The 26,184-nt window shown below is 55.7% G+C and carries 28 protein-coding genes; 16 read left to right on the top strand and 12 right to left on the bottom strand.

From position 1 onward, the window contains the following. Nucleotides 1-73: 73 nt before the first annotated feature. Both ACQY5R_RS02490 and ACQY5R_RS02485 read left to right on the top strand, forming a co-directional pair. Nucleotides 74-847, top strand: a complete 774-nt coding sequence (locus ACQY5R_RS02490) for a DODA-type extradiol aromatic ring-opening family dioxygenase (RefSeq protein WP_428604058.1) — start codon at nt 74-76, stop codon at nt 845-847. A gap of 92 nt (nt 848-939) precedes the next feature. Beyond that, nucleotides 940-1,905, top strand: a complete 966-nt coding sequence (locus ACQY5R_RS02485; RefSeq protein WP_428604055.1) for a zinc metalloprotease HtpX — start codon at nt 940-942, stop codon at nt 1,903-1,905. A 41-nt stretch (nt 1,906-1,946) separates the two neighbouring features. Here the strand turns inward: ACQY5R_RS02485 and ACQY5R_RS02480 are convergent, their stop codons facing one another. Both ACQY5R_RS02480 and ACQY5R_RS02475 read right to left on the bottom strand, forming a co-directional pair. Then, nucleotides 1,947-3,797 (bottom strand): putative bifunctional diguanylate cyclase/phosphodiesterase, encoded by a 1,851-nt coding sequence (locus tag ACQY5R_RS02480; protein WP_428604053.1) that lies wholly within the window; start codon nt 3,795-3,797, stop codon nt 1,947-1,949. After that, nucleotides 3,797-4,930: an FIST signal transduction protein gene (locus ACQY5R_RS02475; RefSeq protein WP_428604050.1), complete on the bottom strand. Its 1,134-nt coding sequence runs from the start codon at nt 4,928-4,930 to the stop codon at nt 3,797-3,799. Before ACQY5R_RS02475 ends, ACQY5R_RS02480 begins: the two co-directional genes overlap by 1 nt. Nucleotides 4,931-5,215: 285 nt before the next feature. Between ACQY5R_RS02475 and ACQY5R_RS02470 the strand changes: the two genes are divergently transcribed. From ACQY5R_RS02470 to ACQY5R_RS02455, 4 genes are all read left to right on the top strand, one after another. Then, nucleotides 5,216-5,530, top strand: a complete 315-nt coding sequence (locus tag ACQY5R_RS02470) for an EF-hand domain-containing protein (RefSeq protein WP_428604047.1) — start codon at nt 5,216-5,218, stop codon at nt 5,528-5,530. Between the two features lie 70 nt (nt 5,531-5,600). Continuing rightward, nucleotides 5,601-6,182: a cytochrome b/b6 domain-containing protein gene (locus ACQY5R_RS02465; protein ID WP_428604045.1), complete on the top strand. Its 582-nt coding sequence runs from the start codon at nt 5,601-5,603 to the stop codon at nt 6,180-6,182. Between the two features lie 22 nt (nt 6,183-6,204). Next, nucleotides 6,205-6,606, top strand: coding sequence for a DUF1924 domain-containing protein (locus ACQY5R_RS02460; protein WP_428604043.1), 402 nt, complete (start codon nt 6,205-6,207; stop codon nt 6,604-6,606). A 20-nt stretch (nt 6,607-6,626) separates the two neighbouring features. Beyond that, nucleotides 6,627-7,196 (top strand): cytochrome C, encoded by a 570-nt coding sequence (locus ACQY5R_RS02455; protein WP_428604041.1) that lies wholly within the window; start codon nt 6,627-6,629, stop codon nt 7,194-7,196. Between the two features lie 65 nt (nt 7,197-7,261). Here the strand turns inward: ACQY5R_RS02455 and ACQY5R_RS02450 are convergent, their stop codons facing one another. From ACQY5R_RS02450 to ACQY5R_RS02435, 4 genes are all read right to left on the bottom strand, one after another. Continuing rightward, entirely contained in the window at nt 7,262-8,755 is a 1,494-nt protein-coding gene (locus ACQY5R_RS02450) for a RimK family protein (protein ID WP_428604484.1), read from the bottom strand. Between the two features lie 26 nt (nt 8,756-8,781). Then, on the bottom strand, nt 8,782-9,903 hold the full coding sequence (locus ACQY5R_RS02445) for a GNAT family N-acetyltransferase/peptidase C39 family protein (RefSeq protein ID WP_428604039.1): 1,122 nt from the start codon (nt 9,901-9,903) through the stop codon (nt 8,782-8,784). Continuing rightward, a complete protein-coding gene (locus tag ACQY5R_RS02440; RefSeq protein ID WP_428604036.1) occupies nt 9,900-10,688 on the bottom strand; it encodes an RMD1 family protein in 789 nt (262 codons plus the stop codon). Before ACQY5R_RS02440 ends, ACQY5R_RS02445 begins: the two co-directional genes overlap by 4 nt. A gap of 274 nt (nt 10,689-10,962) precedes the next feature. Beyond that, complete coding sequence (locus ACQY5R_RS02435; protein WP_428604034.1) at nt 10,963-11,136, bottom strand: hypothetical protein; 174 nt, start codon at nt 11,134-11,136, stop codon at nt 10,963-10,965. A 224-nt stretch (nt 11,137-11,360) separates the two neighbouring features. Here ACQY5R_RS02435 and ACQY5R_RS02430 point away from each other — a divergent pair, with 224 nt between their 5' ends. The 3 genes from ACQY5R_RS02430 (at nt 11,361) to ACQY5R_RS02420 (ending at nt 13,731) form a co-directional block, all read left to right on the top strand. Continuing rightward, nucleotides 11,361-12,653, top strand: coding sequence for a citrate synthase (locus tag ACQY5R_RS02430; protein ID WP_428604031.1), 1,293 nt, complete (start codon nt 11,361-11,363; stop codon nt 12,651-12,653). Nucleotides 12,654-12,901: 248 nt separating this feature from the next. Beyond that, nucleotides 12,902-13,120, top strand: a complete 219-nt coding sequence (locus ACQY5R_RS02425) for a hypothetical protein (protein WP_428604028.1) — start codon at nt 12,902-12,904, stop codon at nt 13,118-13,120. 242 nt (nt 13,121-13,362) lie between these two features. Beyond that, complete coding sequence (locus tag ACQY5R_RS02420) at nt 13,363-13,731, top strand: histidine triad nucleotide-binding protein (protein WP_428604025.1); 369 nt, start codon at nt 13,363-13,365, stop codon at nt 13,729-13,731. Between the two features lie 9 nt (nt 13,732-13,740). Here ACQY5R_RS02420 and ACQY5R_RS02415 read toward each other — a convergent pair whose 3' ends face one another. After that, on the bottom strand, nt 13,741-16,770 hold the full coding sequence (locus tag ACQY5R_RS02415; RefSeq protein WP_428604022.1) for a bifunctional diguanylate cyclase/phosphodiesterase: 3,030 nt from the start codon (nt 16,768-16,770) through the stop codon (nt 13,741-13,743). Nucleotides 16,771-17,058: 288 nt separating this feature from the next. Continuing rightward, nucleotides 17,059-17,541 carry a universal stress protein gene (locus tag ACQY5R_RS02410; protein ID WP_428604019.1) on the bottom strand — a complete coding sequence of 161 codons (483 nt, stop codon included), beginning with the start codon at nt 17,539-17,541 and terminating at the stop codon, nt 17,059-17,061. A 234-nt stretch (nt 17,542-17,775) separates the two neighbouring features. On the opposite strand from ACQY5R_RS02410, the gene ACQY5R_RS02405 reads away from it, so the two are divergent. From ACQY5R_RS02405 to ACQY5R_RS02395, 3 genes are all read left to right on the top strand, one after another. Further along, nucleotides 17,776-18,345: a DUF1488 domain-containing protein gene (locus ACQY5R_RS02405; protein ID WP_428604017.1), complete on the top strand. Its 570-nt coding sequence runs from the start codon at nt 17,776-17,778 to the stop codon at nt 18,343-18,345. A gap of 209 nt (nt 18,346-18,554) precedes the next feature. Next, nucleotides 18,555-19,523 carry a tRNA dihydrouridine(20/20a) synthase DusA gene (gene dusA, locus ACQY5R_RS02400; RefSeq protein WP_428604481.1) on the top strand — a complete coding sequence of 323 codons (969 nt, stop codon included), beginning with the start codon at nt 18,555-18,557 and terminating at the stop codon, nt 19,521-19,523. Continuing rightward, nucleotides 19,520-19,876, top strand: a complete 357-nt coding sequence (locus ACQY5R_RS02395) for a cupin domain-containing protein (RefSeq protein WP_428604014.1) — start codon at nt 19,520-19,522, stop codon at nt 19,874-19,876. Before dusA ends, ACQY5R_RS02395 begins: the two co-directional genes overlap by 4 nt. A gap of 55 nt (nt 19,877-19,931) precedes the next feature. Here the strand turns inward: ACQY5R_RS02395 and ACQY5R_RS02390 are convergent, their stop codons facing one another. After that, nucleotides 19,932-21,494, bottom strand: a complete 1,563-nt coding sequence (locus ACQY5R_RS02390; RefSeq protein ID WP_428604012.1) for an AAA family ATPase — start codon at nt 21,492-21,494, stop codon at nt 19,932-19,934. 110 nt (nt 21,495-21,604) lie between these two features. On the opposite strand from ACQY5R_RS02390, the gene ACQY5R_RS02385 reads away from it, so the two are divergent. Continuing rightward, nucleotides 21,605-21,811 carry a YgaP family membrane protein gene (locus ACQY5R_RS02385; protein WP_428604009.1) on the top strand — a complete coding sequence of 69 codons (207 nt, stop codon included), beginning with the start codon at nt 21,605-21,607 and terminating at the stop codon, nt 21,809-21,811. Nucleotides 21,812-21,819: 8 nt separating this feature from the next. Here ACQY5R_RS02385 and rimO read toward each other — a convergent pair whose 3' ends face one another. From rimO to ACQY5R_RS02370, 3 genes are all read right to left on the bottom strand, one after another. Further along, nucleotides 21,820-23,139 (bottom strand): 30S ribosomal protein S12 methylthiotransferase RimO, encoded by a 1,320-nt coding sequence (rimO, locus tag ACQY5R_RS02380; protein ID WP_428604006.1) that lies wholly within the window; start codon nt 23,137-23,139, stop codon nt 21,820-21,822. A 4-nt stretch (nt 23,140-23,143) separates the two neighbouring features. After that, nucleotides 23,144-23,488 (bottom strand): transcriptional regulator, encoded by a 345-nt coding sequence (locus ACQY5R_RS02375; protein ID WP_428604004.1) that lies wholly within the window; start codon nt 23,486-23,488, stop codon nt 23,144-23,146. A gap of 531 nt (nt 23,489-24,019) precedes the next feature. Further along, nucleotides 24,020-24,214 (bottom strand): hypothetical protein, encoded by a 195-nt coding sequence (locus ACQY5R_RS02370; protein ID WP_428604001.1) that lies wholly within the window; start codon nt 24,212-24,214, stop codon nt 24,020-24,022. Between the two features lie 160 nt (nt 24,215-24,374). Between ACQY5R_RS02370 and ACQY5R_RS02365 the strand changes: the two genes are divergently transcribed. The 3 genes from ACQY5R_RS02365 to ispH form a co-directional block, all read left to right on the top strand. Continuing rightward, entirely contained in the window at nt 24,375-24,926 is a 552-nt protein-coding gene (locus ACQY5R_RS02365) for a cob(I)yrinic acid a,c-diamide adenosyltransferase (RefSeq protein WP_428603999.1), read from the top strand. Between the two features lie 59 nt (nt 24,927-24,985). Next, nucleotides 24,986-25,435 carry an FKBP-type peptidyl-prolyl cis-trans isomerase gene (locus ACQY5R_RS02360; protein ID WP_428603996.1) on the top strand — a complete coding sequence of 150 codons (450 nt, stop codon included), beginning with the start codon at nt 24,986-24,988 and terminating at the stop codon, nt 25,433-25,435. Between the two features lie 17 nt (nt 25,436-25,452). Next, nucleotides 25,453-26,184, top strand: a 732-nt coding sequence (gene ispH, locus ACQY5R_RS02355) for a 4-hydroxy-3-methylbut-2-enyl diphosphate reductase (protein WP_428603993.1), incomplete at its 3' end; no start/stop codon positions are given.

Here is a 26,184-nt window from a genome sequence, read left to right as displayed (position 1 = left end):
TCACACACAGGCAACCATCCTTCGTATTGGCGGTCTGTTTAACCATAAGCTGAATTGTAAGCAGGAGCCGTCCATGCCATCGACCTATCCAACCCTCTTTATCTCCCATGGCGCACCCGACTTCGTCCTGACCCAACAGGTCGCGGTAGCCGCCCTTAAACAGCTTGGCGAACGCTTCCCACAACCAAGAGCTATCGTCATCATCTCCGCCCACTGGATCCGCCAGCCGGTCGGTATAACCGCGAGTGAAACACACACCACCATCCACGACTTCAGCGGTTTCCCCCAGGCCTTGTATCAGCTTAATTACCCGGCCAAAGGAGACCCGGAATTGGCCGCCCGCGTTGCCGAACGGCTAACCGACTGCGGCTTTGACAGCGAGCTGACCAGCGAACGGGGACTCGACCACGGGGCCTGGATACCGCTAATGCTGAGCCATCCGGAAGCCATGATTCCAGTCGTTCAAGTCTCACTCCCCTCCGACGACCTGACGAGTTGTGCCCGCCTGGGTGAGGCGTTAGCACCGTTACGCGACGAAGACATACTGATCATCGGTTCCGGGGGCTCGGTGCATAACCTGCGCGCCATGAATCGAATCGAACATACCGACGCTTGGGCCAGCGGCTTTGAACGCTGGTTACTGGAGAGCGTGGAGGGCAACCGGTTCGAAAACCTGCTAAACCCGGACCGATTTACCCCACTGTTTGAAACCGCCCACCCCACCGTTGAACACTTTGCCCCGTTGTTGACTGCCTGGGCAGCCGCCGATCGTAACCGACCCGGTAAACGTTTTCACCATAGTTTCATGTATGGCAACATCGGCATGTCGATGTATGAATTCAGCTGATCCGGCCGATACGCGGACACGACCTCGGGTTGAAATGTCGCCGCCGACACACAATCCTCTGTAGTAGAAGTGCGTCATCCGTCTAGATAACGATGAATCAAACCCTGTCCACTGAACATCGATTGCGCAACCTGGGACATACTCTGTTATTAATCGGCAGTATGGCCCTGCTGCTGGCGTTGACCAGTGAACTGCTGCTAGGTGAAGGTGTTTGGCCCTGGGTGTTTGCCGGGGTGATCCTCGCCATGAGCACACTGCCCGACATCTCCCCCCACTGGCTGCTGCGCCTCTACCAGGCGCGGCCGATCTATCCCGGTGATGCACCGGGCCTGACCGGTATGATGCAGGAGATCTGTCGGCGTGCCGGCGTCACGCCTCAACCGACCCTCTATTGGATCCCCAGCGCCGCCATCAACGCCTTCAGCGTTGGCAGCTCGCGCCGCTCCGCCATCGCGCTCACCGATGGTTTGCTGAAAATGCTGCAACCCAGGGAACTAGCCGGTGTATTGGCCCATGAAGTGAGCCATATCGCGAATCACGATATGCGCCTGATGAATCTGGCGGATCTCATCAGCCGCCTGACGCACATGCTGTCGATGCTCGGCCTGCTGCTGGCACTGATCTCCTTACCGCTGGTACTGCTGGGCCAAGCGCCACTGCCGCTACTGGGCCTATTGCTGTTGATTGCCGCCCCCACCCTCAGCGCCCTGCTGCAGTTGGGCCTCTCCCGGGTACGGGAGTTTCAGGCTGACCTGAGCGCAGTGCGTATTACCGGTGATCCCGCCGGCTTGGCGTCGGCCCTAGGTAAGATCGAGCAGCAACATTCCAGCCTGTGGCAGCGTCTGTTGCTACCGGGTTATCGCGACCCGGAACCCTCGCTACTCAGAACCCATCCTGATACCGCGGAGCGGATACGACGGTTACTGGAGCTACGTAGCGAAACCGAAACAGCGGACCATCCGCTGTCCTCGATTCAACTGCCACACGCACGTTTGCCGGGCGATTTTCGCGACGTGCAACCGCCTCGTCACCGGACAATCTTCCGCATTTGGCGTTAACCCGCCGACCATACCATAGCTGGACCAGCACGACAGGCGCCTCATACCCGTTGCAACAGATTGACCAGTTCGTCGGCGGGCAACGGTCGGCTGAAAAAATAGCCCTGCACAACATCGCAATGGTGCTGTTTCAGATACTCCAGTTGCTCCCGGGTTTCGACCCCCTCTGCCACCACCTGCATACCCAGGACGTGCCCCATGTCGATGATCGCCTTCACCAGTCCGGTTTCGGCATCCCGCACCCGGATATCCTGGATAAAGCTTTTATCGATTTTTAACGCATCAATGGGGAACTGCCGCAGATAACCGAGGGCGGAAAAACCGGTACCGAAATCATCCATACTGAGTTTGATATTCATCGAACGGAGCTCTCCCAGCATCACCAATGTCTGCTCGTGATTGATCAACATGGACGACTCGGTGATTTCGATCCCCAACAGTTCCGTATCGATGCCGGTCTCCTCCAGCAGATCCGCCAGGTAATCGGTGAACAGATGATTCTGCAAGTGCTTACCGGACAGATTCACCGAGATGCGTACCGGCTCGTAGCCTTGCCGCTGCCACGCCAGCAACTGCTGAATTGCCGTACTGATCACCCACTCGCCAATTTTGATGATCTGACCGCTCTCCTCGGCAATCGGTATAAATATCTCCGGTGACACGCCCCCCAGCTCTGGACTTTTCCAACGCAACAGTGCCTCCAGTCCCGTCAAGCGTTCGCTTTTCAGATCCATTTGAGGTTGGTAATAGAGTTCAAACTCGCCCTTCTCCAGGGCGCGCCGTAACCCGGTCTCCAATAGCAGCCGTTCAACGGAGGCCTTGTTCAACTGTTCGGTAAAGAACTGGAAATTGTTCTTGCCCAGCTCCTTGGCGTGGTACATAGCGATGTCGGCGTTTTTGATCAACTGGTTGGTATCCTGCCCATCCTGCGGATAGACGGCGACACCGGTACTGGTCGAGATAACCAGCTCCTTGTTTTCCAGCAGGATGGGTTCGGCAATAGCCGAAGTGATGCGCTGCATGACCCGGGTAATGTGGGAGACCTGCTCGAACTCATCGAATAGGATAGTGAACTCATCACCGCCCAGTCGGGCAATGGTATGAGCGCCGGCCAGCGGCTGCCCTACATAGGAGATCGTGTCACTTGATCGTAAACACTCCCTAAGCCGCCGCGCTATCTCTTGCAGCAGCAGATCCCCCGTATGATGCCCCATGGTATCGTTGATCAGCTTAAAGCCATCCAGGTCCATAAACAGTACCGCCACCATGCGATCATGGCGTCGGGCGTTGATCAACGCCTGATCAACCCGCTCGCAAAACAGCCGCTTGTTGGGCAGGCCGGTGAGGCTATCGTGGTAAGCCAACCAGGCTATCTGCTCTTCGGACAGTTTCCGTTTGGTGATATCGCGCGTCAGTGCCAACACATGACCATCTTGCACCGGGACCAACCGCGCCTCGTAAAACCGGGTATCGTCATCATCCGGAAAACTGAATTCAAACTCCAACGGCTGTCCGCTGCGCAAAACCTCGATCAAGGCACTGTCATACTGTTCCGCCACATCCTGCACGAACACCTCATACAACCTGTTGCAACTAGCGCTATGGCAGAGCACGAAGGGGAGACGATTATTGACGGTACGATGCCGGACCCGCTTATCGGCGTTAAATTCATAGATATCATCCGGAATCGAATCCAGGATCAGCTTCAGGCGCTTGTTGGCGCTGGTTAGCTCCCCGGAACTGAGATCCATCGCACGCTCCAGGATCGTCCTGTCCTGGTCGTGTTGGACATAGGCCGTATCGATCGCCTGCAACAATCCCTGCAGCTCATCTTTCTCCTGCCACTCGGGCGGAAGGTATCGGCGCAACTGTCTGGCAAGCAGCTTATGCATCAGTGCTCCGACAGGGCGGTAATAGTCATGGTCTGGTTGTGCAGTTCACAGCGGGCATCCGGCGTAAAGGGGGAGATCTCGCCGTAAGAGTAAAAACCGGTCAACACAACTCCATCACCCAGCACCTCATGCACGGCTTCCACCTCTTCCTCGACCCGCTGCTTGAGGATCAACTTCCTGCCGACACAGCTGATCAGTATGGCCAATTCAGGACGACTGTCGCGCAACCCCCTTCCCGCTGTCTCTGCGGCACCGGACGCCCCATCCACCAGACGATCGAAGTTAGCTTTCATGAGACGGACATAACAACCCTGAGGGATATCCCCGGCAAAAGTCAGACTCTGTTCATATTCGTCCACCGCCAGAATGGTGCGCACGATCGGTGTTTCATTGTCCGGCAGACGCAAACTGAGGGGAAACAGTAAACCCGTGGCGGGAAGCCCCATCGCATACTCGCCCAGGTAGGTCTTGTACAGGTCGAGTGCCGACTGGCCATCCAGCTCATACAACACATTGCCGCTTGAGCGGGTGATCAGTCGCTCCGGACCGAAGCTGTCCCAACCGCCCAACGAACCACAGCCCACGCTGATCCGCTCGCCGTAAAGCCCAACGGCTGATATCTGCTGACGCCGGGCCACATCATTCCAGGCGACCAAGGTCTGTTCAAACCGGTCACCGTCGCCTGACAGACCGCCCGTCACGGTCACACCTGTCGGCAAACTTTCGGTAATGCCCAGAACCAGCTCACTGCCATTGATACCCAGTCCATCGGACAACAGAAACAGATGCTTCAGGTCATCGGCTGCCAGTTGCCGGGCAATTTCACGCCCCACAGCATGGCTCTCTCCCGCATCCTGGACATGGACCGATGTCCCTTTTACTCGGGTATATTCGAATTCAATCGCCGTCAGGCAGAAGGTGCCATCATAAACAGCGAGCCCCATAATCTCGCCGGCCGTAGAACAGCCCATTATCTGCGCGGATGGATAGGCGGCCCGTACCTCACGCAACAGGTCGCCGTTTGTCAACAGCGCCCGTTCTGCAAAAACCAATACCAGATAGCTTTTATTATTTTGTAATAACGGGGTATCCCAACCGGACGCCGCCTGCCAGCGATTTTGCACAATACGCATCGGCCCCCCTTTGCCAAAATATGATGGGCAGTACCCAGTTATATAGCAGAAAAACCACCCGACAACGATCTGGGTGACGATCCGGGCCCAGCCGGCTAATCGGATTCATCTATCGTCACCTGTTTTCAGCTTCATTTCATCCACACGCATCAGAATTCAGTACAACAAAGCGCGATAGATGGCGATCGGCCCGTACCGACCGCCACTGAAAACCCATCAGCCGCTGGCTTGATGGCCGCATTTGAACGCTGACTGGAACATCCACCGACAGACGGGAGCAGAACCATGACCCATAGCAAGCGCATAGGCCCCTTTCATTTCACAACCGCAACCAGCGTATTAGCCGCGGTGCTCGTGACCGTTTCCCTGTCCGCCCAGGCCGACGGTGGGAGCACGTACTCTGGCTATGACATAAATCGGGATGGTTATCTCGACCCGGTCGAGTTCGAACAATTTGCCGCACCCAAAAGGGCACGCTCCACGACACCTGAAATCTGGCACTTTCAACATGTAGACAGGGACCAAGACAACCGCATCTCCGAAAAAGAGATGGTCGACGCACTAATCGAGGAAGTGAAACTCAAGCAGCGCAATCAATGAGACACCCGAGTTTTAAGCTTGAGTTCAGGTTTCACTGATAAGCTCTCGCCAACCAAAATGGAGAACCGCTATGCGTACTGATATACCCAGCAACGAGGTCCGCGTATGGGACCTGCCGGTAAGACTATTCCACTGGTCCCTTGCGATCTGCTTTATGATCGCTTACATCACCGAAGATGATTTCATATCACTACATAGCTTCGCCGGCTATACCATTATCGGCTTGATCGGCTTTCGCATAATCTGGGGATTTATCGGCTCACGCCATGCCCGTTTTAAAGACTTCATCCATCCGCCGACAACCGTCATCGGCTACCTGAAGCAGGTTGTACGCTTCAAGGCTGATCGGTTCGTGGGCCACAACCCGGCCGGCGGCGCCATGGTCGTCGCCCTGATGGTCGCTCTTAGCCTGACCATCCTTTCCGGCCTGATCAATTATGGAGCCGAGCAATCTGCCGGTCCGCTTGCCGATGTTATGGCCAACGCTCCACTCTATATCGGCAAGGCCGCCGAAGAGATCCACGAGTTCTTCGCCAACTTCACCCTGCTACTGGTGTTGTTCCATCTTGCCGGCGTTTTAATGGCCAGTATCCAGCACGGGGAAAATCTTGTCCGATCCATGATCAATGGCCGCAAACAGGCGCCCTATTGATCCGCACCTAAAAGAGGTCACCATGAAATACAACCTGCTCATGAGTTTGTTGCTGGTTACCGCCACGTCCCAGGTATTCGCAACAGCAGACGAATCGTTAAACGGTTACCGGAACCAGGGAGCTGGACCGTTCGACCCCATGGCCGGGCGACAACTCTGGCTCAAGGCAAACCGTCCTGTACCGGATACCGATGACAGACGATGCAGCGACTGTCATGGTAAAAACCTGAACCTGCCGGGCAAGCATATCCGTACGGGAAAGGTGATTGACCCGATGAACCCTGCTATCGCACCAGAACGCCTGACCAACAGTAAAAAAATAGAAAAGTGGTTCAAGAGAAATTGCAAGTGGACCTTTGGCCGCGAATGCACACCACAGGAGAAGGGCGACCTGATTCTGTTTATACGCAACCAGAACGGATAACTCACCACTGAGAGGTAAACATGAAGCGTACCTATTTAGCCATCTTACTTTTAGTTATCGTCTCATTACTGACCACCACCGGTATCGCGTTAAGCGATGATGATGACGGGAAGCACTCCTTGATCGCCTGGTTTGAGCGCACTACCCCAGGCATCGACCCGGTAGAGACCCGGCTCTATACCCAGGAGTGCGGCAGTTGCCATTTCCCCTATCAGCCCGGTCTGCTTCCGGCAGGTTCGTGGGAAACCATCATGGACAGTCTGGATAACCATTTCGGGGAGAATGCCGAATTGGCCGAGACAGACACCAATGCCATTCGCAACTTTCTTCTCAACAATGCCGCCGGCCGGGCCAACTACGGTTTGCCGAACAAAATCATGGCGGCACAGGGAGACCGGCCGCTGCCCCTACGCATCACCGAGTTGCGCTACTTTGTTTATGAACACAGCGAGCTTGATAAAAAAATGGTACAGGACAATCCGCAGGTCAAATCATTCAGCCATTGTGACCGCTGCCACCAGAGTGCCAAGCAGGGACTGTATGATGAACATACCGTAAAGATCCCTGGGTTTGGACGCTGGGATGACTAAGGTTCATGACTTGACGATGGCAGAACCGTGGATGGGCAGCTTCGAGTTGCCCATCCGCCCCGCCATCAACCGTTCGAACCACGACCACTGCTGAGTGGATTTTTCCCCGCCTCTATGCGCGCCAGAAACTCCGCCATAATTTCATCGTACAGACTGTCACCCAGCACCTGATCCTCCACGCCGGCCTCGATACTCGGATTATCATTCACTTCGATCACCACCACCCCGGCATCGGTCTCTTTCAGATCTACGCCGTATAGGCCGTTGCCGATCAGGTTGGCCGCTTTCAGCGCCGTCTCCACCACCTGCCTCGGCGCATCTTCCACGGCAAAGGTACGAAAGTCCCCCTCCTTTTCCTGACTCGCATGATCGTATATCTGCCAATGATCCTTGGACATGAAATACTGACAGACGTAAAGCGGTTTGCGATTAAGAATACCCACCCGCCAATCGAACGGGGTGTAGGTGTAGGCCTGGCCCAGCAACAGATCGGAATCCTTGAACAGGCGCCTGGCTACCTGCTCGAGTTGCAATCGGCTCTCCACTTTATACACCCCTAGCGAAAAAGAGCCGTCCGGCACTTTGAGCACGATCGGATAGTCCAGCTTCTGTTCCAGTTCATCCAACCCGCCGGCGCGCACCACCACGGTCTCCGGTGTGGAGACCCGATGAGCCTTCAACAATTCCGCCAGATAGATCTTATTGGTACAGCGCAGGATGGAGTCAGGATCATCGATCACCACCAGCCCTTCCGAGGCGGCTTTCCTGGAAAAGCGATAGGTATGATGATCAATCGCCGTGGTTTCGCGAATAAACAGCGCATCAAATTCACCCAGCCGGCCAAAATCCTTGGGTGAAATCAACTCCGCATCCAGCGCATATTTTTTAGCCGCCCGGACAAATTTCTTCAGCGCCTTGGCATCGGAGGGAGGCATTGCTTCTTGCGCATTATGCAGAATGGCCAGGTCATAGCGACCCTGGCGTTTTTGTCGCGGACCTTGCCAACGTTTGCTGAGGTAACCCTTCAGCGCATCGCCAAACTCCGCCTCCTGTTCGTCGTTTAAATCCTGAATACCCAGCGCCCGGATACCGGTAATACGCCACTCGCCTTTCTTTTCAAATGACACCCGCATCAGCGGCGCTCGAAACAGCTCAAACAGCTCCCGACCCAGGGACTGGAAATCACGTAGCGGAGAACTGCCGAACATCATCGTGACACTGAAGGAGGTGGTCTCCACGCCTTTGTGACGCCGCCCCAGTATGCGCTGCACCTGTTTATCCAGATCTTCCGTCTCCAATGAGTAGAGGGACTTACGGCTCAGGTCTCGCAGGGTACGGACCGAGGGGATAATCTTGTGGCCACGCGCCTCAGCCAGCAACGAGCAGTAATAACCTTCGCCCAGATAACGCTGGGAGCGGCAGAGATTGACAATCCGCAGGTCCTTTTTCTGTTGCCAGCGAGGATCGGTCAGATATTCGGCTGCGGTCACCACCGGATAACCGTCTATCTGTCCCTTCCAGTAGCTGGCCCTTTCAACAAGCAATAGATGTTCAGGCATCGCCTTGTATTCGTCCTTATTCGTTTTCAATCATGGTAAAGCACCACCATCGCCTGAAGGCCGACGCGTCCATAGCGGGCCATGCTGGCAAATTTATCCTTGAGAATAGGCATATGTATGGAGTCGATCAGGGTCTCCCCCTCCTCACGATCGACAAACGGATCGTTAACGTAGATAAAATTTTCATCCGAACCGGTGACCACCACCCAATGGGGCACCCGCGCCTTGTAGATTTGCCACGAACTGATCAGCACCAGCGGTATGCCACCACGCGCCAAACACTCTTCGATCTCTTGCACGGTGACGCCGGTACGAATCACCGGCACACCTCGCGCGCGCAGCTGTTCGAACATATCTTCCTGAACCAGCCGCATCACCTCTTTCTTATGCTCACTGCGCACCGAGTCACCCAGGTGGGTACCCTCTCCGCTGACGTAGACATCGACGGCATAACCCCGTTTTACCGCCGCCAGCGCCAAACCATAGGGACCACAGCCGCCATGCCCGGAGGTCATGAATATGGTGGTTGCCTCGCGCCACAGCCGTAGTTCCAGAGTGCGGGAAAAATCCACTTCCGGTGTTAAAGCCTTCATCGCCATCATCAGTGATGCGGCACCACAGGTGAACTCCAAGCTCTGCTCATAAAACGGGACTTGTGTCAGATCCGGATGCAGATCCGGCGCCAGCGACTTCTCCAGCCGCCACGCATCCATGTGATCGGCATAATAGTCGGGAAACTCTCCGAGCCGGCGATAACCCAACGATTCATAGAGACGTACTGCCGCCTGATTATCTTTACGCACTTCAAGCCGCAGGTACGCCCGGTGATGCGCCCAGGCCTCGGTTTCCGCCGCTTTCATCAGACGACGTCCGAGCCCTTTACCCCTGACTTCGGGGATCACGGCAATCGAATAGAGACGTGCCACGGAAGTGGCGCGGGAAAACAGCAACACCACATCACCCTGCAGCACACCCGCCTCCTCCGCTACCAGGATCGAGGCATTACCCTTGGTCAGCAGATAACGGAACTGTCGTTGGGAGATGCGATCGGCGTCGAAACAGCGCTGCTCCAGCGCTACCAAGGCAGCCAGATCTTCGGGGCGTGCCTGCCTGATCTGCACAGCGGTAGCCGCGTCAGGTGGGTTCATTCAGTGTGCCTGAAAAACAGCTCATACAGCGTGAGCACAATTTCCACCACGATCAGTATGACGATATACCACTCCACACGCAGGGTCCGGCGATCCTGCAACAAACCGAGCAACGTCTCGGCGGTATTACTAATCAGGTCCAGTTTGCGCTCCAGGGCGATTTGTCTCTCATCGATCTCGTACTCGTTTTCCAGGCGTTTCCAGATACGCTCCAGCTCCGGATGATCCCACAGGATATCGGGTTTCTCTCCAACCTGGGCACGCCCCACCATACGGTGTTGAATCTGCAGGATTTCACCGATATGGCCAAGTAGTTCATTCACCTGTCTGGGCAGACGCCCACCGGACTGCATGCGCTCCGCCAGCGGCTCGATGCGGTCAAACGCCCCGGCGGCCCGTTTTTCATAATCATCCAGCACCAGACTCTTGGCCAGGATATCCGCCACCACCTGCAGCAGCGGCAACCCGGCTTCCGGCAGAATCAACCGACCCTGTTCCAGCCGTTCGGCCTCCCCCGGTACCACCTCGATCTCCAGGGATTCAACCGTCAGGTTGTCATAGGGCTCAACAACAAAATCGCGCAACAACTGTAAAAACGACGCTTCCGCCAGGGCAGAGACATTGAACAGCACCACGACACCAAAACGGAACAGCACCGCATAGCCATCCTCTTCCACCGCGATAGTCGTGGGATCACGCGAGAGTATCTTGACCTGGCTGAGACGACGCAGTTCGATACCCTGGCCGACCAACAGTGAACGCGCCGTAGTAATTGCTTGCAACATGAAACTCTGCCCCGATCACCTGTATTCATCCGCCACCCGGTAAACGCTTCTCCGTCCAAGCAACAGGCATCTGTTTATTTGTTTTGGAATGATGCACGGAGATTAATCCGGTCCACCCGGCACCCTCATGTTTTAATTAGAGTGCACGGACGCGGCTATAGCAAGGTACCTATCCGAAACTATGAATAATGGATCTGATTAAACAGACGGTGATCCCGTATCGATCGAGCCGGCAGAGGACGTGTACGGGAAAGGGATACCCTTCCCACCCTCGTTAATAGTCGTCGTAGTCTCGCCGCTCGGGTTTGTGGCGGTTTCTATTGCGACGGCGCGGTGCTTCAACCTCGGTATATCGGCTTCGTCCCCGACCATTGCGGTTCCGGTTGGATGACCGATACTCCTGTTCGTCAAACTCACCGACGAACACATTACGCACCCTTCTGCTCACGACTGCCACCTCCGATAAATGATGTCCGACGGACATTTCGTGCAGAGATTTAAACCAATCCCATCCGCTTTAAAAACAAATTATTTTTATCATCTGGGACAAAAAGTTTTGTTGTAAAACACTTCCTGACAGCCCGCTGTAGCCTCAACATACGCCAATGTAGGCACGTCGATTTTCCACGGCCGCAACCAACCCGATTCATCCCTTTTCTCCGGGAGCTTTCCATGTCTGATACTGCAAAACTGATCTACCAGGGGGCGGAATATGAGCTGCCGCTGATCTATGGAACCGAGGGTGACAACGCCATCGATATCCGTAATCTGCGCAACCAGAGCGGCCTGATCACCTTCGACCCGGGACTGGGCAATACCGGTAGCTGCCAGAGCGAAGTGACCTTTATCGACGGCGAGCAGGGTATCCTGCGTTACCGGGGCATTTCCCTGGATGCGCTGGAGAACCACCCCAACTTTGTCGAAGTCGCGCTGATGTTGATCTTCGGTGAATTACCCACCAAATCCCAATACGAGCGTTTCAGTGCCAGCCTCACCAACAACGCCAACCTGGATGAGGATATGAAGCACCACTTTGCCGGTTTTCCACGCTCGGCACCGCCGATGGCCGTGCTCTCGGCGATGATCTCCACCCTCTCCTGTTTCCATCCGGAGTTCCTCGAACTGGAAGACGCCACGCAAGTGGAACGGGCCGCCGCACGGTTGATCAGCAAAGTACGCACCCTGGCTGCCTACGCCTATCGCCGGTCACGCGGTCTCCCCTACAATTATCCGGACCCGTCGCTGCCTTACGTTTCCAACTTCCTGCACATGATGTTCTCCGAACCGTTCCGGCAGTACACCATCGACGACGAAGTCCTGGCCGCGCTGAATATGGTGCTGATCCTGCACGCCGATCACGAACAGAACTGCAGTACCTCCACCGTGCGCATGGTGGGATCCAGCGGTGCCAACTTGTTTGCCTCCTGTGCCGCCGGTGTCAGTGCACTGTGGGGACCGTTGCATGGCGGCGCCAATATGGAAGTGATCGAGATGCTGGAGTCGATCCATAACGGCAACATGACGGCGGAAGAGTATGTGAAACTGGCCAAAGATAAGGACAGCCCGGTGCGACTGATGGGTTTTGGTCATCGCGTTTACCGGAACTTCGACCCCCGGGCCACCATCCTGCGCGATGTCAGCGAAAAGTTGTTGGAGCGTATGGGAAGAAAAGACCCGTTACTGAGTATCGCCCGCAAACTGGAAGAGATCGCGTTGAAGGATGAGTACTTCATCGAGCGCAAGCTCTACCCGAACGTGGACTTTTACAGCGGCATCATTTTGCGCGCCATCGGCATACCGACCAACATGTTTACCGTTATCTTTGCCATTGGCCGACTCCCGGGCTGGATTGCCCACTGGTATGAACAGAAGCGTCAGGCGGACGGCAAAATCTGGCGGCCACGCCAAGTCTATGTCGGTAACAAACAGAGCGCCTATACCGTGCGTGCCAACCGCGGTTGGTAGGGACCTGACCGGGTCTCACACTGCCGGCTACCGTATCGAATACGGTGGCCGGCAGATGCGCTTGTCGATCACCGTTACCGATCGTGGTGACAATAAATATTCTCTCGAAAGCGCTCGCACTATCCCTTATAAATAGCGCCGGATATTCGCATTGACGATGATCCGGAATGCCTTTTTGTTGCTTGCCTGACGAACACCCTCGACACCGGCAAGTGACACTGACCTTTGCACATTGAGGATAGTTGTGTATGAAAAAAGCGTCGTTGTACAGCCTGCTGCTGATGTTACTCACTCTGGGAGCCAGCAGCGCCATCATCGCAGATGAATCACAAGAGAGTCTTGAAGAGCGCTGCCGCACCTTTGCCAAGGAAGATAACGTGCCCGCCGCTGAGTTGGCCGAATACATCAAAGAGTGTGTCGAATCCCTCAAAGAAGGGGATGCCGAGAAGAAAGAGAAGAGCGACTGATAACCGCGCTATCCGGGCCGGTATTTTTCTGGACCTTACAACCCGGTTAGCCGCAAGGGCGACCGGGTTTTTTTATCGATGCAATGCCTGCATGATGCCAGTCCACTCCCGGACAACGACGCCTGTAATGCCAACGCAGTTCCATCTGCCGTCCACCTTCACATTCGATACGGCATTAGGCTAAACTGCGCCCCCTACGCGGCGCCCAACTGCCGTACAACCGGACCGACCCTGGAGCTACCATGCCCTATGACCCCAACAACATCTTTGCGCGGATTTTGCGCGGAGAAATCCCCTGCAACAAAGTCTATGAAGATGAGTACGCACTGGCGTTTCATGACATCGCCCCGCAGGCGCCGATCCATGTCTTGGTCATTCCCAAGGGTGAATACGTCTCTTTTGACGATTTCTCCCGCACCGCCCCGGCTGAGGCGATGACCGGCTTCTACCGCGCCGTCCAACAGGCGGCAGAGTCACTGGGACTGCAAACTGACGGTTACCGTGCACTGAGCAATATCGGTCGCCACGCCCACCAGGAAGTAGCTCACTACCACCTGCACCTGTTTGCCGGTTGTGACTTGGGATCGATGATCAAGAAAGGGTTGGTGTGAAACTTTGGATCAATCGTCAGGGTTGACGTTACAGGCCCGCTGCGCCAGAAATTCCACCAACTGTTCAGCACGAATCGGCCGGCTAAACAGGTAACCCTGCCCCTCTTGACAGGCGTGCTGGATAAGGAATTCCACTTGCTCTCCAGTCTCAACGCCTTCGGCAATCACCGACAAACCGAGACTGAGCCCCATGGCAATCACAGCGGCGGTAATGGCCATATCATTGGGATCTTCGGGAATATCACGCACAAACGATTGGTCGACCTTAAGCTTGTGGATCGGTAACTGTTTCAGATAACTCAGGGAAGAGTAACCGGTCCCGAAATCATCAATCGCCAGGACCACACCGAGCTCCCGCAACTTTCTCAGCTGGTCGATGGCCGCTTCTGCCTGGCGCATGATGAAACCCTCGGTCACCTCCAATTCCAGACAGTCAGCGGGGAATCCTGTCTCCTCCAGCAAGCGTTTTACCTGTTCGGGCAGCCGGCCCTGCTGGATCTGACGACCGGAAATATTGATTGCGATGCGACCAAAATCGACCCCCTGATCCAGCCATTCCCGTCCCTGTCGACAGGCGGTATGCAATACCCATTCGCCGATCGGATGAATCAACCCAGACTCCTCGGCCAGTGGTATAAACCGAGCTGGCGATACCATCCCGAGTTGCGCATGGCGCCAGCGTATCAGCGCTTCAACGCCAATGACCCGACCAGACTGTAGTGCTACCTGGGGCTGATAAACCAGATAAAGCTCTTCCCCCTTGATCGCCTGACGCAGGTAATTTTCCATCTGCACCCGTTCAATCGATTTGCGCGTCAACTCTTCTGTATAAAAATGGTAGTTATTGCGGCCCGCCTCTTTGGCCCGATACATGGCCGCATCGGCATTGCGCAACAGGGTATCAGGGTCCCGGCCGTCACGCGGATAGAGGCAGATGCCGAGGCTGGCGGAGACACTGATCTCTTGATTCTCGAGCATGAATGGTCGGTCGAACAGCGCCATCACCTTCTGTGCCACCTGTGTGGCATTATCCACCCCCTCGATCTCTTCCAGCAGCAACACAAACTCATCGCCACCGATACGGGCAACCGTATCCTCCGCGCGCACGGCACTCCGCAGTGCGAGGGCAACATGTTGTAACAACTGGTCACCGATGGGGTGCCCGAGACTGTCATTGATATGCTTGAAGTGATCCAGGTCGATAAAAATCACCGCCAGCGGTATACCATGCCGCTCCGCCCGTTGGATGGCGTGCTGCATGCGCTCGCTCAACAACAAGCGATTGGGCTGACCAGTGAGCGGGTCGTGATGCGCCAGGTGATCCAGTGAGGCCTGCGACTCCTTAAGCTGGCTGATATCTGCATGAAAACCAACCATCAGCAGGGGCGCCCCATCCTCCGTGCGTGCGATCAGCTTGCCGCGGTCCATCACCCAAACCCAATGCCCCTGTTTGTGGCGCACGCGTACTTCGCACTCGTAATAGTCCAGCTCTCCGGAGAAGTGGCGCTTCAACCGATCGTTGGCACGGACCCGGTCCTCAGGGTGCACGTAGCGCTCCCAAGTCGCATAAGTGACCGGCAGCAACTCCTCCAAACGGTAGCCGATGATCTCCGCCCAGCGCTCATTTACCCGCAATTCGCCACTCTGTACCTGCCACTCCCAGGTAGCCGCCTGGGTGCCCTCGATGATGTTCTGCAGCCGTTCTTCGGATTGGCGGTGCTCCCCAATCTCCCGATTGAGATCATTCAGCGACTTCTCCAGCCAGTGGGTCATGGTGTTGAAGGAGTGTGTCAACTCAGCGATTTCACGAATACGGCTGTGCTTCACCGGGCTCACGGCCCTGCCCTGAATCAGATTACGTGCCACATGGCTTAGATGTACCAGAGGTCGCATCAACCAACGTGCGCCAAAAATGCCACTCCCCACGGTCAGCACCAGCAACGCCAGTATCAACAACAGCGTCAAACGGGCATTGGCATTGATCCTGGCCATAAAGTCGACCTCGGGAATCGCCACCACAATCAACCAGTCGAGACCACTGCCTTCCAGTAGCGGCGTCACTTGGGCAAGGTAACGTTGGCCATCGGCGCTGAACTGGTAGGAGTGACTCCTGTCAATCTTGTCGAGGCCACCGAACTGCTCAGTTAATTTACCGACACCGCTGTTTACCAGGGGAGTGCCACTGGCCATGGCATTCAAACGCTGCCGAGATTGCCCACTGGACGCTTGGGAAAACAGCGCCTCTCCGGTGGATGAAGCAACCAGTAAGCCGGATCGCTCGACGATAAAGGCTTCACCGGTCTTGCCAATTTTCAACTCTTGCAGAAAGCCGCTAAGCTGGGAGAGAAAAATATCGCTGGAAACGACACCCAGTAATCCACCCTGGGTATCATATACCGGTCGACTGGCAGCAATCGCCATATCCTGACCGGTGAACAGGATATAGATGTCACTCCAGGCATCCCGCCCGGTTTTCGCTGCACGCGAATACCAGGGCCGGCTACGCGCATCAAAATCCGGCACCGTTAACAGTAAATCAACACGTCTACCCTGGCTATCGGTCGCATACTTCCTAAATGGCCCCCGCGTAAATCCATCGGTAGCAATGACATAAGACGTCCCTTTCGCTCCCTCTCTTCCGGCATCCACCAAACCACCCCGAGGGTTGCCGAAATAGATACTGGTAACCGAATCGAACACCTGAATCTGTTCCCAGAAATAATGCTCCATCGCCGGCACATCATCGGACGCAAGTAGTCCCTGTTCTAACGCAGCGGCATTGATTTTATTGATCAGCCGCGGCGTGTTCAGATAGCTCTGCAGATGACGCTGGATTTTGCTGCTGATCTCACCACGCAGTTGTGTCGCTACGTCATGAACAGCAAGACGACCATCGCGAAATGCGAGGTAACCGGTCAAGCCGACTGCCGTCAACATCAGCACCACAAAGGGGACAATCAGAATAGTCCGCAAGGGGATGCCCTTGGATTTTAAAGCAGTGAACGGCATGACCTGGAGCTGGCGCCTCTTCTGACCCATATTGGCGAATCAGTCTGTGTTGGAAGTTAACGATGGCGTCCCGCGTACCGGTGCGGTTCCGCCTATTCCGGTTTTCCATCTACATAAAGGTTTCACTGGCCTGGCAACCGCTGTCGTATCGGAACTCATTCCATCGGCAGAAAACATTGCGAATCTCGCCGGGGCTTCCCCGGGCGACAGAGGTTCGCATAGGTTATGCGTTCTACCATCAAATTATCGCGACGCCATTGACTATGGACAATTCAGCCGATTAGATGTTGCTGATTGATTTAATATTCACCCCTCGATCTATACCGGTACAATCAGCACCGGTATTGTGCTGTCGTGAATAACTTTCCGTGTGGTGGATCCCGTCAGTTTGTGTCCAAGAGAGGGATCTGTATGGGCCCCCATAACAATCAACTCAGCGTCTCGTTTCCGCGCCTCTTCAACAATCACCTGTGCCGCATGACCGGTTACCACGACCACCTCCACCTCAGGCGAATGGTCATCACCCAGCACTGCCTGTTCATCCGCTGAGAAAGCAGCCAAACGCTGCTTCATATTCTGCCGGACCTGCTCATAGCCCTCTTGCTGCAAGCGCTTACGCTGATCGGCATCCAGGTAATTCTCCATCAACGCCCGACTGGTACTGCCCAACGGTTCCAATGCGTGGAGCATGACAATCTTTGAGTGATACTTGGTCGCCAGACTGACCGCAAAGCGGAAAGCGGGCCGCATATGATTTCCCAGATCACTGGCATAAAGGATAGTATTTACTTCAGGTAGCATGTTGACGACTCCCGGAAATTTTAAATTCAACCATGGGTCACTGGCGACAGCCAGCTGACTCAATCAAGGTACTGCCTCCATCCAACCGAGCGATCAGCGGCGATTCGATCGCGGAGGCAATACCACTGTAGATCGCAAGGAACTGGATATCAATCGACTAGAGCAAAACCTTCAAAGATAGCGTAGCGCAAAATAGTCTGACCGCATCATTACAGTACCGTCAATGAAATGAAAGTGAATCAGCCACCGCGTATTCTCGGCAGCGAATTACCCGTTGGCGACCAAGCGGTTGCCATACCCCATGCAAGTAAACCGGCAATTGACGACAAATTAGGCTATAGTGGGTTGAAATTAAGCCTCTTTTCATTGCTCACCCATCACTACAATAACCGGCTCACGAAAAGGGATCTCTTTTTACGCCGCACCCCAACCCGTGCAAGGTGTTTTATTACATGCGAAACCGGCAACTTCCGGACAGCATGCAGGCACTCAACAGGAGATCACATGTTACTGACCCGCCATCAAACACCCATCTCCGGAGATTCCGTGATCTCATTTCCCAAACTCGAATGCTGGAATGCCAAAACAAAAGTCGCGACTGTCGCAGCCGATGTCGACAAGCGTCGGGTGTTATGCCGGATTCCGTTAGAATTATTACGCGACCGGTTCGGCGCTTCAACTGAAGAGCCGATGCGCACAGTCACCGCACACCGGCTGGAAATACAGGCGGCGGCACGCAAGCTGATCGAAAACGAGGATTTTGAAGAAGACGGTTCGGTTTTGATTGGCGATCGGGATATTTGACAATCCCATCGGCAAACGGGCGGACTTCGACACATCGATTATGGTGCACAAGTCTATAGATGGCTAAACGTCTCACCTCTTAACCCGCCTCAAGTCGATACCGGCATTATGCAATTGACTGAATGACGGCTGATAACCTTCGCCCCGGATTGGTATCACGGGTGGAAAAGGATACAATTCAGCCATCCACGAACACGACCCCACGCCTCATGATCGACCGCCGTCTCTGTATTGCCCCCATGCTGGACTGGACCGACCGCTATTGTCGTTACTTCCTGCGCCTGATCACCCGTCACGCCCTGCTCTATACCGAGATGGTAACCACCGGTGCGCTACTGCATGGTGACCAGCCACGCCATCTCGATTTCGACCCCGCCGAACACCCGGTAGCGCTGCAGCTCGGTGGGAGCGATCCGGTTGAACTGGCCACCTGCGCCCGATTGGCTGAGCAGTGGGGGTATGACGAAGTCAATCTGAATGTGGGCTGCCCCTCCGACCGGGTACAGTCCGGACGTTTTGGCGCCTGTCTGATGGCTACCCCGGAACTGGTCGCCGAAGGAGTTGCCGCCATGCGTGATGCCACTTATCTGCCGGTCACGGTGAAACACCGTATCGGCATCGATGAGCTGGACAGCTATGAGTGGTTGGTAAAATTTGTGCGGACTGTGGCGCAAGCCGGTTGCAACACCTTCATCATCCACGCCCGCAAGGCGTGGCTCAACGGACTCAGCCCAAAGGAGAATCGGGAGATCCCGCCGATTCGATATGATGTGGTGCACCGGATCAAACGGGACTTTCCGCAGTTGGAGATCATCATCAACGGCGGCATCGCCACCCTGGATCAAGCGGCACAGCAGTTACAGCAGGTGGATGGCGTGATGATCGGGCGCGAGGCTTATCAGAACCCCTGGATTCTGGCGGAGGCAGATCGCCGCCTGTATGGCGATGACCATCCGATCCCGAGCCGTCATGAGATCGTTGAACAGTTGATGCCGTTTGCCGAACGGTCCCATGCCGAAGGGGCGCCGGTAAACCGTATTAGCCGCCATATCCTGGGGCTGTTCCAGGGGCAGCCGCGCGCCCGCGCCTGGCGACGCCACATCAGCGAAAACGCCCACCGGGCCGGCGCCACCCCGGAGGTGATACGGGAAGCCGCACGGCAGGTGCCACAAGGATGAAAAGCGCCAAGCGGGATATTGCGCCCTATCAAACCAAAGACGGTTCACTGATCCGCGAACTGCTGCATCCCGGGCGGCAACCGGTAAAAAACCAGAGCTTGGCCGAGGCCACGGTACCACCCGGAGTAACCACTCACTTGCATCGTCATCGACAATCGGAAGAGATTTACCACATTACCCAGGGCAGCGGCATGATGCTACTGGGCGACAAGACGTTTCAGGTAGAGACCGGCGACAGTGTACTGATCCCACCTGGCACGGCCCACGCCATCCGTAACAGCGGCGATCAAGACCTGCTGATCCTCTGCTGCTGCGCGCCACCCTACCGACACGACGATACCGAACTGTTATAAACCGTACCTCCAGGTGCCAGACAAGCCCAGCCAGTCGCGTAGCGCGGGAAGCACACTAACGCTTGAGCCGCGCCCGGATCTCATCCATAGGTAAGTGGTCACTCTCGACAGAGAGAGTCTGTTTCAACTCATCTACTGTCAACGGCTGTGCCGTTTCAAGCTGCTTTTCCAGTACCGCCAGGGTAGCTTCCGAAGGATCGGTTCCTTGCCGCTGACGCTTGGCGATGCGCTGACGCAGTTGCGCCTCCGGCAGACGAAAATCAAGGATCAGGAAAGGTATCTGCAGCGCCTCTGCCCGTTGCTGGAAGCGTTGCCGTTGGTCCCGGCGCAGAAAGGTGGCATCCACGATCGCCACCCAGCCGGTCTCGGCAATCGCGCCAGCCAGTTGCTCCAGCCGCGCATAGGTGCGCCTCGAAAAATCGACTTGATAGATCCCCCCATCCGTTACCGAATGGCTCGCCTGGTCGGCGGCGATGCCGGCCAGGCGGCGGCGCTCCACATCCGAGCGTACCCGCACCGCCGACAACTGCTCAAGACAGGTCAGGGTCCCGGTGCTCTTGCCCGATCCAGAAAATCCGTGGGTAATGATCACCCCGCCGCTGCCGCTCGCCGTATAACGCCGGGCCAATTGCAGATAGGCGTTGAACTCGGCATCCAGACGCGCATGCTCGGCCGGTAACAGATCCCCCTGCGCAAGTCGAATCGCCGTGACCTTGGCCCGCACCATGGCCCGGTAAACCTGGTAGAAACGCAGCAGGGGCAAAGCTGTGTAGTCTCCGCTCAACTCCAGGTAGCGGTTTAACAGACGCTGGGAGAGCGCTTGCAAACCCTTTTCATCCAGGTCCATCAGCAGGAACGCCAATTCGCTGATTACGTCGATCCAGCGCAGTGCCGGATTGAATTCGATACCGTCGAAGATCAGCAGGTCATCCCCCTCCAGCGCGATATTACCCAGGTGCAGGTCGCCGTGGCACTCACGGATAAATCCGCCAAGCTTGCGTTCACGCAGTAGCGGTTCAAGTTGTTCAAACCGCCGCTCGGTCCAGTCGGCAAGCTGCTCCAACAGGGATAAAACCGTCCGATCCTGGATCAGGGCGCGTATCTGGATAAAGTTCTCCCGCATGGGAAGCGGCACCCGCCCCGGATCACCGTACTCGGTACCGCTATCCGCGGTATCGATAGCCGTATGAAACGCGGCCAGACGCTCGGCCAAACGGTTGATCACCATCGGCGTAACCCGATCCAGGTGTTCCGACAGCAGCCCGGCCTGATCAAACCGACGCATACGCACCGCATACTCAATGGCCCTCCCCTTACCGAAAAGCCGTGGCGCATCATGCGTGCCGCTGATGGGTACCACATCGAGATAGACATCGGGAGCCAGACGTCCGTTGAGGCGTATCTCCTCTTCACAGAAATGGTGCCGTAGCGTCAGGGTAGAGAAATCGAGAAAGCCGAGGTTCAGCGGCTTCTTGATTTTGTAAGCGAACCGGCCAACCAGCAGAACGGTGGAGATATGGGTCTCGATCACCAGGTCCGGCCCCACCTCATCCGGCCAACATGCCGGATCCCGTAACCGTTCGATCAGCCTCCTGTGGCCGTCCACTGCCCTGTTCACACCCCGGGACTCCATAATGGATTTGACAATATATTAGAATATGCTAATGTATTTTTCATTTTAAGGGCGATACCCTTCGCCCGAACACCCCGAATAGAGGAAGGTATAACATGACCGTCGACCGTATGATTCTCGCCTTTGCCGGATTCTTTATCCTGCTCAGCCTGGCACTCGGCTGGGAACAGAGCCCGATTTTCCATAGCACCCATTGGCACTGGTTCACCGCCTTTGTCGGCGTCAACCTGTTCCAGTCCGCCTTTACCGGCTTCTGCCCGTTGGCCAACATCCTCAAGGCGCTGGGCGCGAAGACCGCTTGAACTCCCGGCTATAACACCGGTTCGGCGTACAGATCGTGTGCGTCCGAGCCGGTGATCTTTACCTCTACAAAATCGCCCGGTTCCAGATCCCAACCGCCCGCAATCAACACATTACCATCGATCTCCGGTGCATCGGAGGAACTGCGCGCGAACACCGCCTCTTCGGTCACCCCATCCACCAGTACAATTATCTGTTTGCCCACTTTCTCGGCCAACCGTTCACGGCTGATCTGCTCCTGCAGCGCCATAAAACGTTCCAGTCGCTCCTGCTTGAGGGACTCGGGCACCGCGCCGTCCAATGCATTGGCCGTTGCCCCCTCTACCGGCGAATAAGTGAAGCAGCCAACGCGATCCAGTCGCACCTCTTCCAGAAATGCCAGCAACTCGTCGAACGCTGCATCGGTTTCGCCCGGGAATCCGACAATAAAGGTACTGCGCAGGGTAAGCTCCGGGCAGATCTCCCTCCAGCGGCGGATCCGCTCCAGCACCTTTTCACTGGCGGCCGGACGCTGCATCGCCTTCAGGATAGCGCTATTGGCATGCTGCAGCGGCATATCCAGATAGGGCAGGATATGCCCCTCGGCCATGAGTGGGATCAGATCGTCCACGCTGGGATAGGGATAAACATAGTGCAGCCGGGTCCACGCCGGCAGCTCCCCCAGTGCCGTCGCCAACTCCTTCAGCCGGGTTTTCAATAACTTCCCACCGATGAGATCGGTGCGGTACTTGAGGTCCACGCCGTAGGCGCTGGTGTCCTGTGACACCACCAGCAGTTCTCTGACACCGGCACTGACTAGGTTCTCCGCCTCCCTGACCACTTCCCCTACCGGGCGACTCACCAGATCCCCGCGCAATTGCGGAATGATGCAGAAAGTGCAACGGTGGTTACACCCCTCGGATATCTTCAGGTAGGCATAATGACGCGGCGTCAGCTTCACCCCTTGAGGCGGCACCAAGCTGGTGTAGGGATCATGGGGCGCCGGCAGGTGAGCATGCACCGCCTCCATCACCGCCTCATAGGCGTGGGGGCCCGTAACCGCCAACACACCCGGATGCACCGTACGCACCTCATCCTCCTTGACGCCGAGGCAGCCGGTAACAATCACCCGGCCATTCTCGTTCAGCGCTTCACCGATGGTTTCCAGCGACTCTTCCACCGCCGCATCGATAAAACCGCAGGTGTTGACCACCACCAAGTCGGCCCCTTCATAGCTGTAGGCAATATCGTAGCCCTCGGCCCGAAGCTGGGTGAGTATGCGCTCAGAATCAACCAGATTTTTCGGACAGCCCAAACTGACAAAACCGACCTGGGGTGAAGGATTACTCATGCGATCAGTTGGGTTTTGAGGCAAGCAGGTCGGTCAGGGCAACCGCCTGCGACGCTTGACGAATCTGCAACACAATCCGCTCCTCCAGCGCCAGGTCACCACTGATGATATGGGGTAATAGCTGATCGGCGAATTGGTAGATAATCGCCATGCCCGCCCGGTTTCGCTCATCAACACTATCGGTAGAATGCATATGCCCGGATAACAGGGTCATGTAGTCCTGAAACTGTTTACCTTGCTCTTCCAGTGACAATGCCTGGAATTCCGGGGTAAACAGGATCACCAACACCTTGCCCTGACCATCGGCCGGATCAGAAATGGTGATATTCATGGGCCCTTCAATCAGCATCTTAATACTCCTCAATCGGCTAGGTTTCTGACCCACTCTGGTATCAGCGCCAGTTAACTGCCAATTCTACCCCATCGGCCTCGTTAAAATAGCCCCTGGTTTTTTATCTGAATAGGTCCGCCAAGGCCAAATAGCATAGGCGGGCCTGCTCATTGATGTGACTGCCAACCAGCCTTATCGTTTGTACCGGTCATAGACAGGTCCCTTCAGTCAATCACAAGAATAAATATAACTTATGGATAAATAAGCATTTATACAGGGTGTTTAAATCCGTGGATATGAGAGGATAGCGAGCGACAGGTAGACCCCAGACCATGATTAAATCAGGGGCAGCAGTTAGGAGGTAATCGTTTGAAAAATTGCAAGTTGTGTGGTTTCAGCAAAGCGTGTAACAGCCTTCCAGGCATCTGCATCATCCTTCAATATGCCAGCATTGCCGTTTTACTCAGTGTCCTTGGCTATCTCTTCATCACTCAAGAACTGCTCTCCTGACGAAACGGTAACCACGTCTCCGGCCGACAGAAATACCGGTCAGGCGGCCGCTGATCCGGCCGAAAGCGATACCACTTGTGCCGAACAACGCTCCGGCATCAGCACCGACAAACATATTGTCTGCTGCAGAGACTCTTTCTCCGCCGCCAGGACTAGCAGCGCCTCCTCCATACTCAGTTCTTTCACCTCGTATAGCGGCAGCTCACTAAACAACGCATAGTCTTTATTAATCATATAGATATGCAACTTACATAAATTATTAGATTAAGAAAATCATACGCCTTATTGAAATTATTGCAATAGCCCCATAAACCAGCCGCCAATCAATCCCAAAGACGCCCTGCGTGTCACTTGCTATAATCTGATCCCCACTATCCAGGCAGACACGAGAAACATGGGCTACAGACTCTCCAAGATCTACACCCGCACCGGCGACAAGGGAACAACCGGACTGGGTGACGGCCGAAGGGTCGAAAAAAATAACGCGCGTATTGAGGCGATCGGCACCATTGACGAATTGAATTGCCTGATCGGCATCCTGATCACCCAGGGCCCGCCTACTGAGATCGAACAGCTGCTGACCGGGATCCAACATCGCCTGTTTGATCTGGGCGGCGAGCTGGCCATGCCGGGCTATAGCGTCATGAGCGACGCGGCAGTGACAGGACTGGAACAACACCTGGATCAGCTAAACGAACAGCTACCACCGCTACAGGAGTTCATCCTGCCAGCCGGCAACTTACTCTCCGCCAGTTGCCACCACGCCCGGGCGGTCTGTCGCCGCGCCGAACGACGACTGACACAACTAGCCAAAGATGAACATGAATCGGTCAACCAGACCGGCCTTAGATATCTCAACAGACTCTCCGATCTACTGTTTGTTGTCGCACGGGTCCTGGCCCGGCTGGATGGCGGCGAAGAGGTCTATTGGTGCAAGGATCTCTGAACCCTTGTGCCGTCTCGATAGTATCGAGCTCCATTTACAACCTATACGGAATCACTACCTTGTCTGAACAGACCCCGGAAATCACTCCAAGTGGCGAAGTAACCCTACACTTCGCGATCGCCTTGTGTGACGGCACAGTCATTACCACCACTTTTGACGATGAACCGGTTACGCTCACCCTGGGCACCGGCAACCTGACAGAAAACCTTGAAAAGACCCTTTACGGGCTGAAGCCGGGAGAGAAACAGTCGCTCATCCTGGAGGTGGATAACGCCTTTGGTCCACGGGATGAAGAGAAGGCTTATTCCATGCCCCGCAGCGCCTTCCCGGCAGATATGGCGTTGGAACCTGAATTGGTCGTCAGTTTCGCCACGCCGGCCGGGGATGAATTGGCCGGCATCGTTCAGGAACTGGACGATGAGCAGGTGAAGGTCGACTTCAACCATCCACTGGCTGGGCATGATATCGTCTTTACTGTCGAGATCATCAGCGTTAACAACCCTGAATAGAACCGGACAAGTCACTCATGGAAATACTACTCGCCAATCCCCGTGGATTTTGCGCCGGGGTCGATCGCGCCATCGAGATCGTGGAACGCGCCCTGGCGATATTCGGCGCTCCCATTTATGTGCGCCACGAAGTGGTGCACAATCGCTATGTGGTGGACAGCTTAAAAAAGGCCGGTGCCATATTTGTCGACGAACTGGACGAGATTCCGCCAGACAGCACCGTCATCTTCAGTGCCCACGGCGTCGCCCAAGCCGTGCGGAGCGAGGCGGAGCGACGCAAACTACAGGTATTTGACGCCACCTGCCCGCTGGTCACCAAAGTGCACCTGGAAGTGGCGAGACACAGCAAAAACGGTCATGAAGTGATCCTGATTGGCCACCGAGGCCACCCGGAAGTGGAAGGAACCATGGGGCAATACAATAACCAAGGCGGTCGCGGTGGCATCTATCTGGTGGTGACCGCCGACGATGTAGCGGATCTGCAAATCAAGGATCCCGAAAACCTCGCGTTCGTCACCCAAACCACCCTCTCCATGGACGACACGGCCAAGGTCATCAAGGCCCTGAAGGAGCGCTTCCCGGAGATTCAGGGCCCAAAACAGAACGACATCTGCTACGCTACCCAAAACCGCCAGGATGCCGTCAAGGAGCTAGCCAAGCAGTGCGACTTAGTTCTGGTAGTGGGCTCGCCCAACAGCTCCAACTCAAACCGACTCAGGGAGTTGGCTCTTCAGTCAGACACCCCCGCC

Origin of the sequence: Sedimenticola sp., assembly GCF_050289425.1 — a bacterium.
GTDB lineage: Bacteria > Pseudomonadota > Gammaproteobacteria > Chromatiales > Chromatiaceae > Sedimenticola.
This window is presented reverse-complemented; position numbering and strand designations above follow the sequence as displayed.

What these genes read in the sequence shown, in the direction of transcription:
- ACQY5R_RS02455 (WP_428604041.1), top strand. Translation starts at nt 6,627, where the DNA reads ATGAAGCGTACCTATTTAGCCATCTTACTTTTAGTTATCGTCTCATTA.
- rimO (WP_428604006.1), bottom strand. Translation starts at nt 23,139, where the DNA reads ATGAGTAATCCTTCACCCCAGGTCGGTTTTGTCAGTTTGGGCTGTCCG.
- ACQY5R_RS02395 (WP_428604014.1), top strand. Translation starts at nt 19,520, where the DNA reads ATGAAAAGCGCCAAGCGGGATATTGCGCCCTATCAAACCAAAGACGGT.
- dusA (WP_428604481.1), top strand. Translation starts at nt 18,555, where the DNA reads ATGATCGACCGCCGTCTCTGTATTGCCCCCATGCTGGACTGGACCGAC.
- ACQY5R_RS02410 (WP_428604019.1), bottom strand. Translation starts at nt 17,541, where the DNA reads ATGCTACCTGAAGTAAATACTATCCTTTATGCCAGTGATCTGGGAAAT.
- ACQY5R_RS02475 (WP_428604050.1), bottom strand. Translation starts at nt 4,930, where the DNA reads ATGCGTATTGTGCAAAATCGCTGGCAGGCGGCGTCCGGTTGGGATACC.
- ACQY5R_RS02445 (WP_428604039.1), bottom strand. Translation starts at nt 9,903, where the DNA reads ATGAACCCACCTGACGCGGCTACCGCTGTGCAGATCAGGCAGGCACGC.
- ACQY5R_RS02440 (WP_428604036.1), bottom strand. Translation starts at nt 10,688, where the DNA reads ATGTTGCAAGCAATTACTACGGCGCGTTCACTGTTGGTCGGCCAGGGT.
- ACQY5R_RS02465 (WP_428604045.1), top strand. Translation starts at nt 5,601, where the DNA reads ATGCGTACTGATATACCCAGCAACGAGGTCCGCGTATGGGACCTGCCG.
- ACQY5R_RS02470 (WP_428604047.1), top strand. Translation starts at nt 5,216, where the DNA reads ATGACCCATAGCAAGCGCATAGGCCCCTTTCATTTCACAACCGCAACC.
- ACQY5R_RS02485 (WP_428604055.1), top strand. Translation starts at nt 940, where the DNA reads ATGAATCAAACCCTGTCCACTGAACATCGATTGCGCAACCTGGGACAT.
- ACQY5R_RS02385 (WP_428604009.1), top strand. Translation starts at nt 21,605, where the DNA reads ATGACCGTCGACCGTATGATTCTCGCCTTTGCCGGATTCTTTATCCTG.
- ACQY5R_RS02490 (WP_428604058.1), top strand. Translation starts at nt 74, where the DNA reads ATGCCATCGACCTATCCAACCCTCTTTATCTCCCATGGCGCACCCGAC.
- ACQY5R_RS02415 (WP_428604022.1), bottom strand. Translation starts at nt 16,770, where the DNA reads ATGGGTCAGAAGAGGCGCCAGCTCCAGGTCATGCCGTTCACTGCTTTA.
- ACQY5R_RS02425 (WP_428604028.1), top strand. Translation starts at nt 12,902, where the DNA reads ATGAAAAAAGCGTCGTTGTACAGCCTGCTGCTGATGTTACTCACTCTG.
- ACQY5R_RS02450 (WP_428604484.1), bottom strand. Translation starts at nt 8,755, where the DNA reads ATGCCTGAACATCTATTGCTTGTTGAAAGGGCCAGCTACTGGAAGGGA.
- ACQY5R_RS02420 (WP_428604025.1), top strand. Translation starts at nt 13,363, where the DNA reads ATGCCCTATGACCCCAACAACATCTTTGCGCGGATTTTGCGCGGAGAA.
- ACQY5R_RS02375 (WP_428604004.1), bottom strand. Translation starts at nt 23,488, where the DNA reads ATGCTGATTGAAGGGCCCATGAATATCACCATTTCTGATCCGGCCGAT.
- ACQY5R_RS02365 (WP_428603999.1), top strand. Translation starts at nt 24,375, where the DNA reads ATGGGCTACAGACTCTCCAAGATCTACACCCGCACCGGCGACAAGGGA.
- ACQY5R_RS02480 (WP_428604053.1), bottom strand. Translation starts at nt 3,797, where the DNA reads ATGCATAAGCTGCTTGCCAGACAGTTGCGCCGATACCTTCCGCCCGAG.
- ACQY5R_RS02460 (WP_428604043.1), top strand. Translation starts at nt 6,205, where the DNA reads ATGAAATACAACCTGCTCATGAGTTTGTTGCTGGTTACCGCCACGTCC.
- ACQY5R_RS02430 (WP_428604031.1), top strand. Translation starts at nt 11,361, where the DNA reads ATGTCTGATACTGCAAAACTGATCTACCAGGGGGCGGAATATGAGCTG.
- ACQY5R_RS02370 (WP_428604001.1), bottom strand. Translation starts at nt 24,214, where the DNA reads ATGATTAATAAAGACTATGCGTTGTTTAGTGAGCTGCCGCTATACGAG.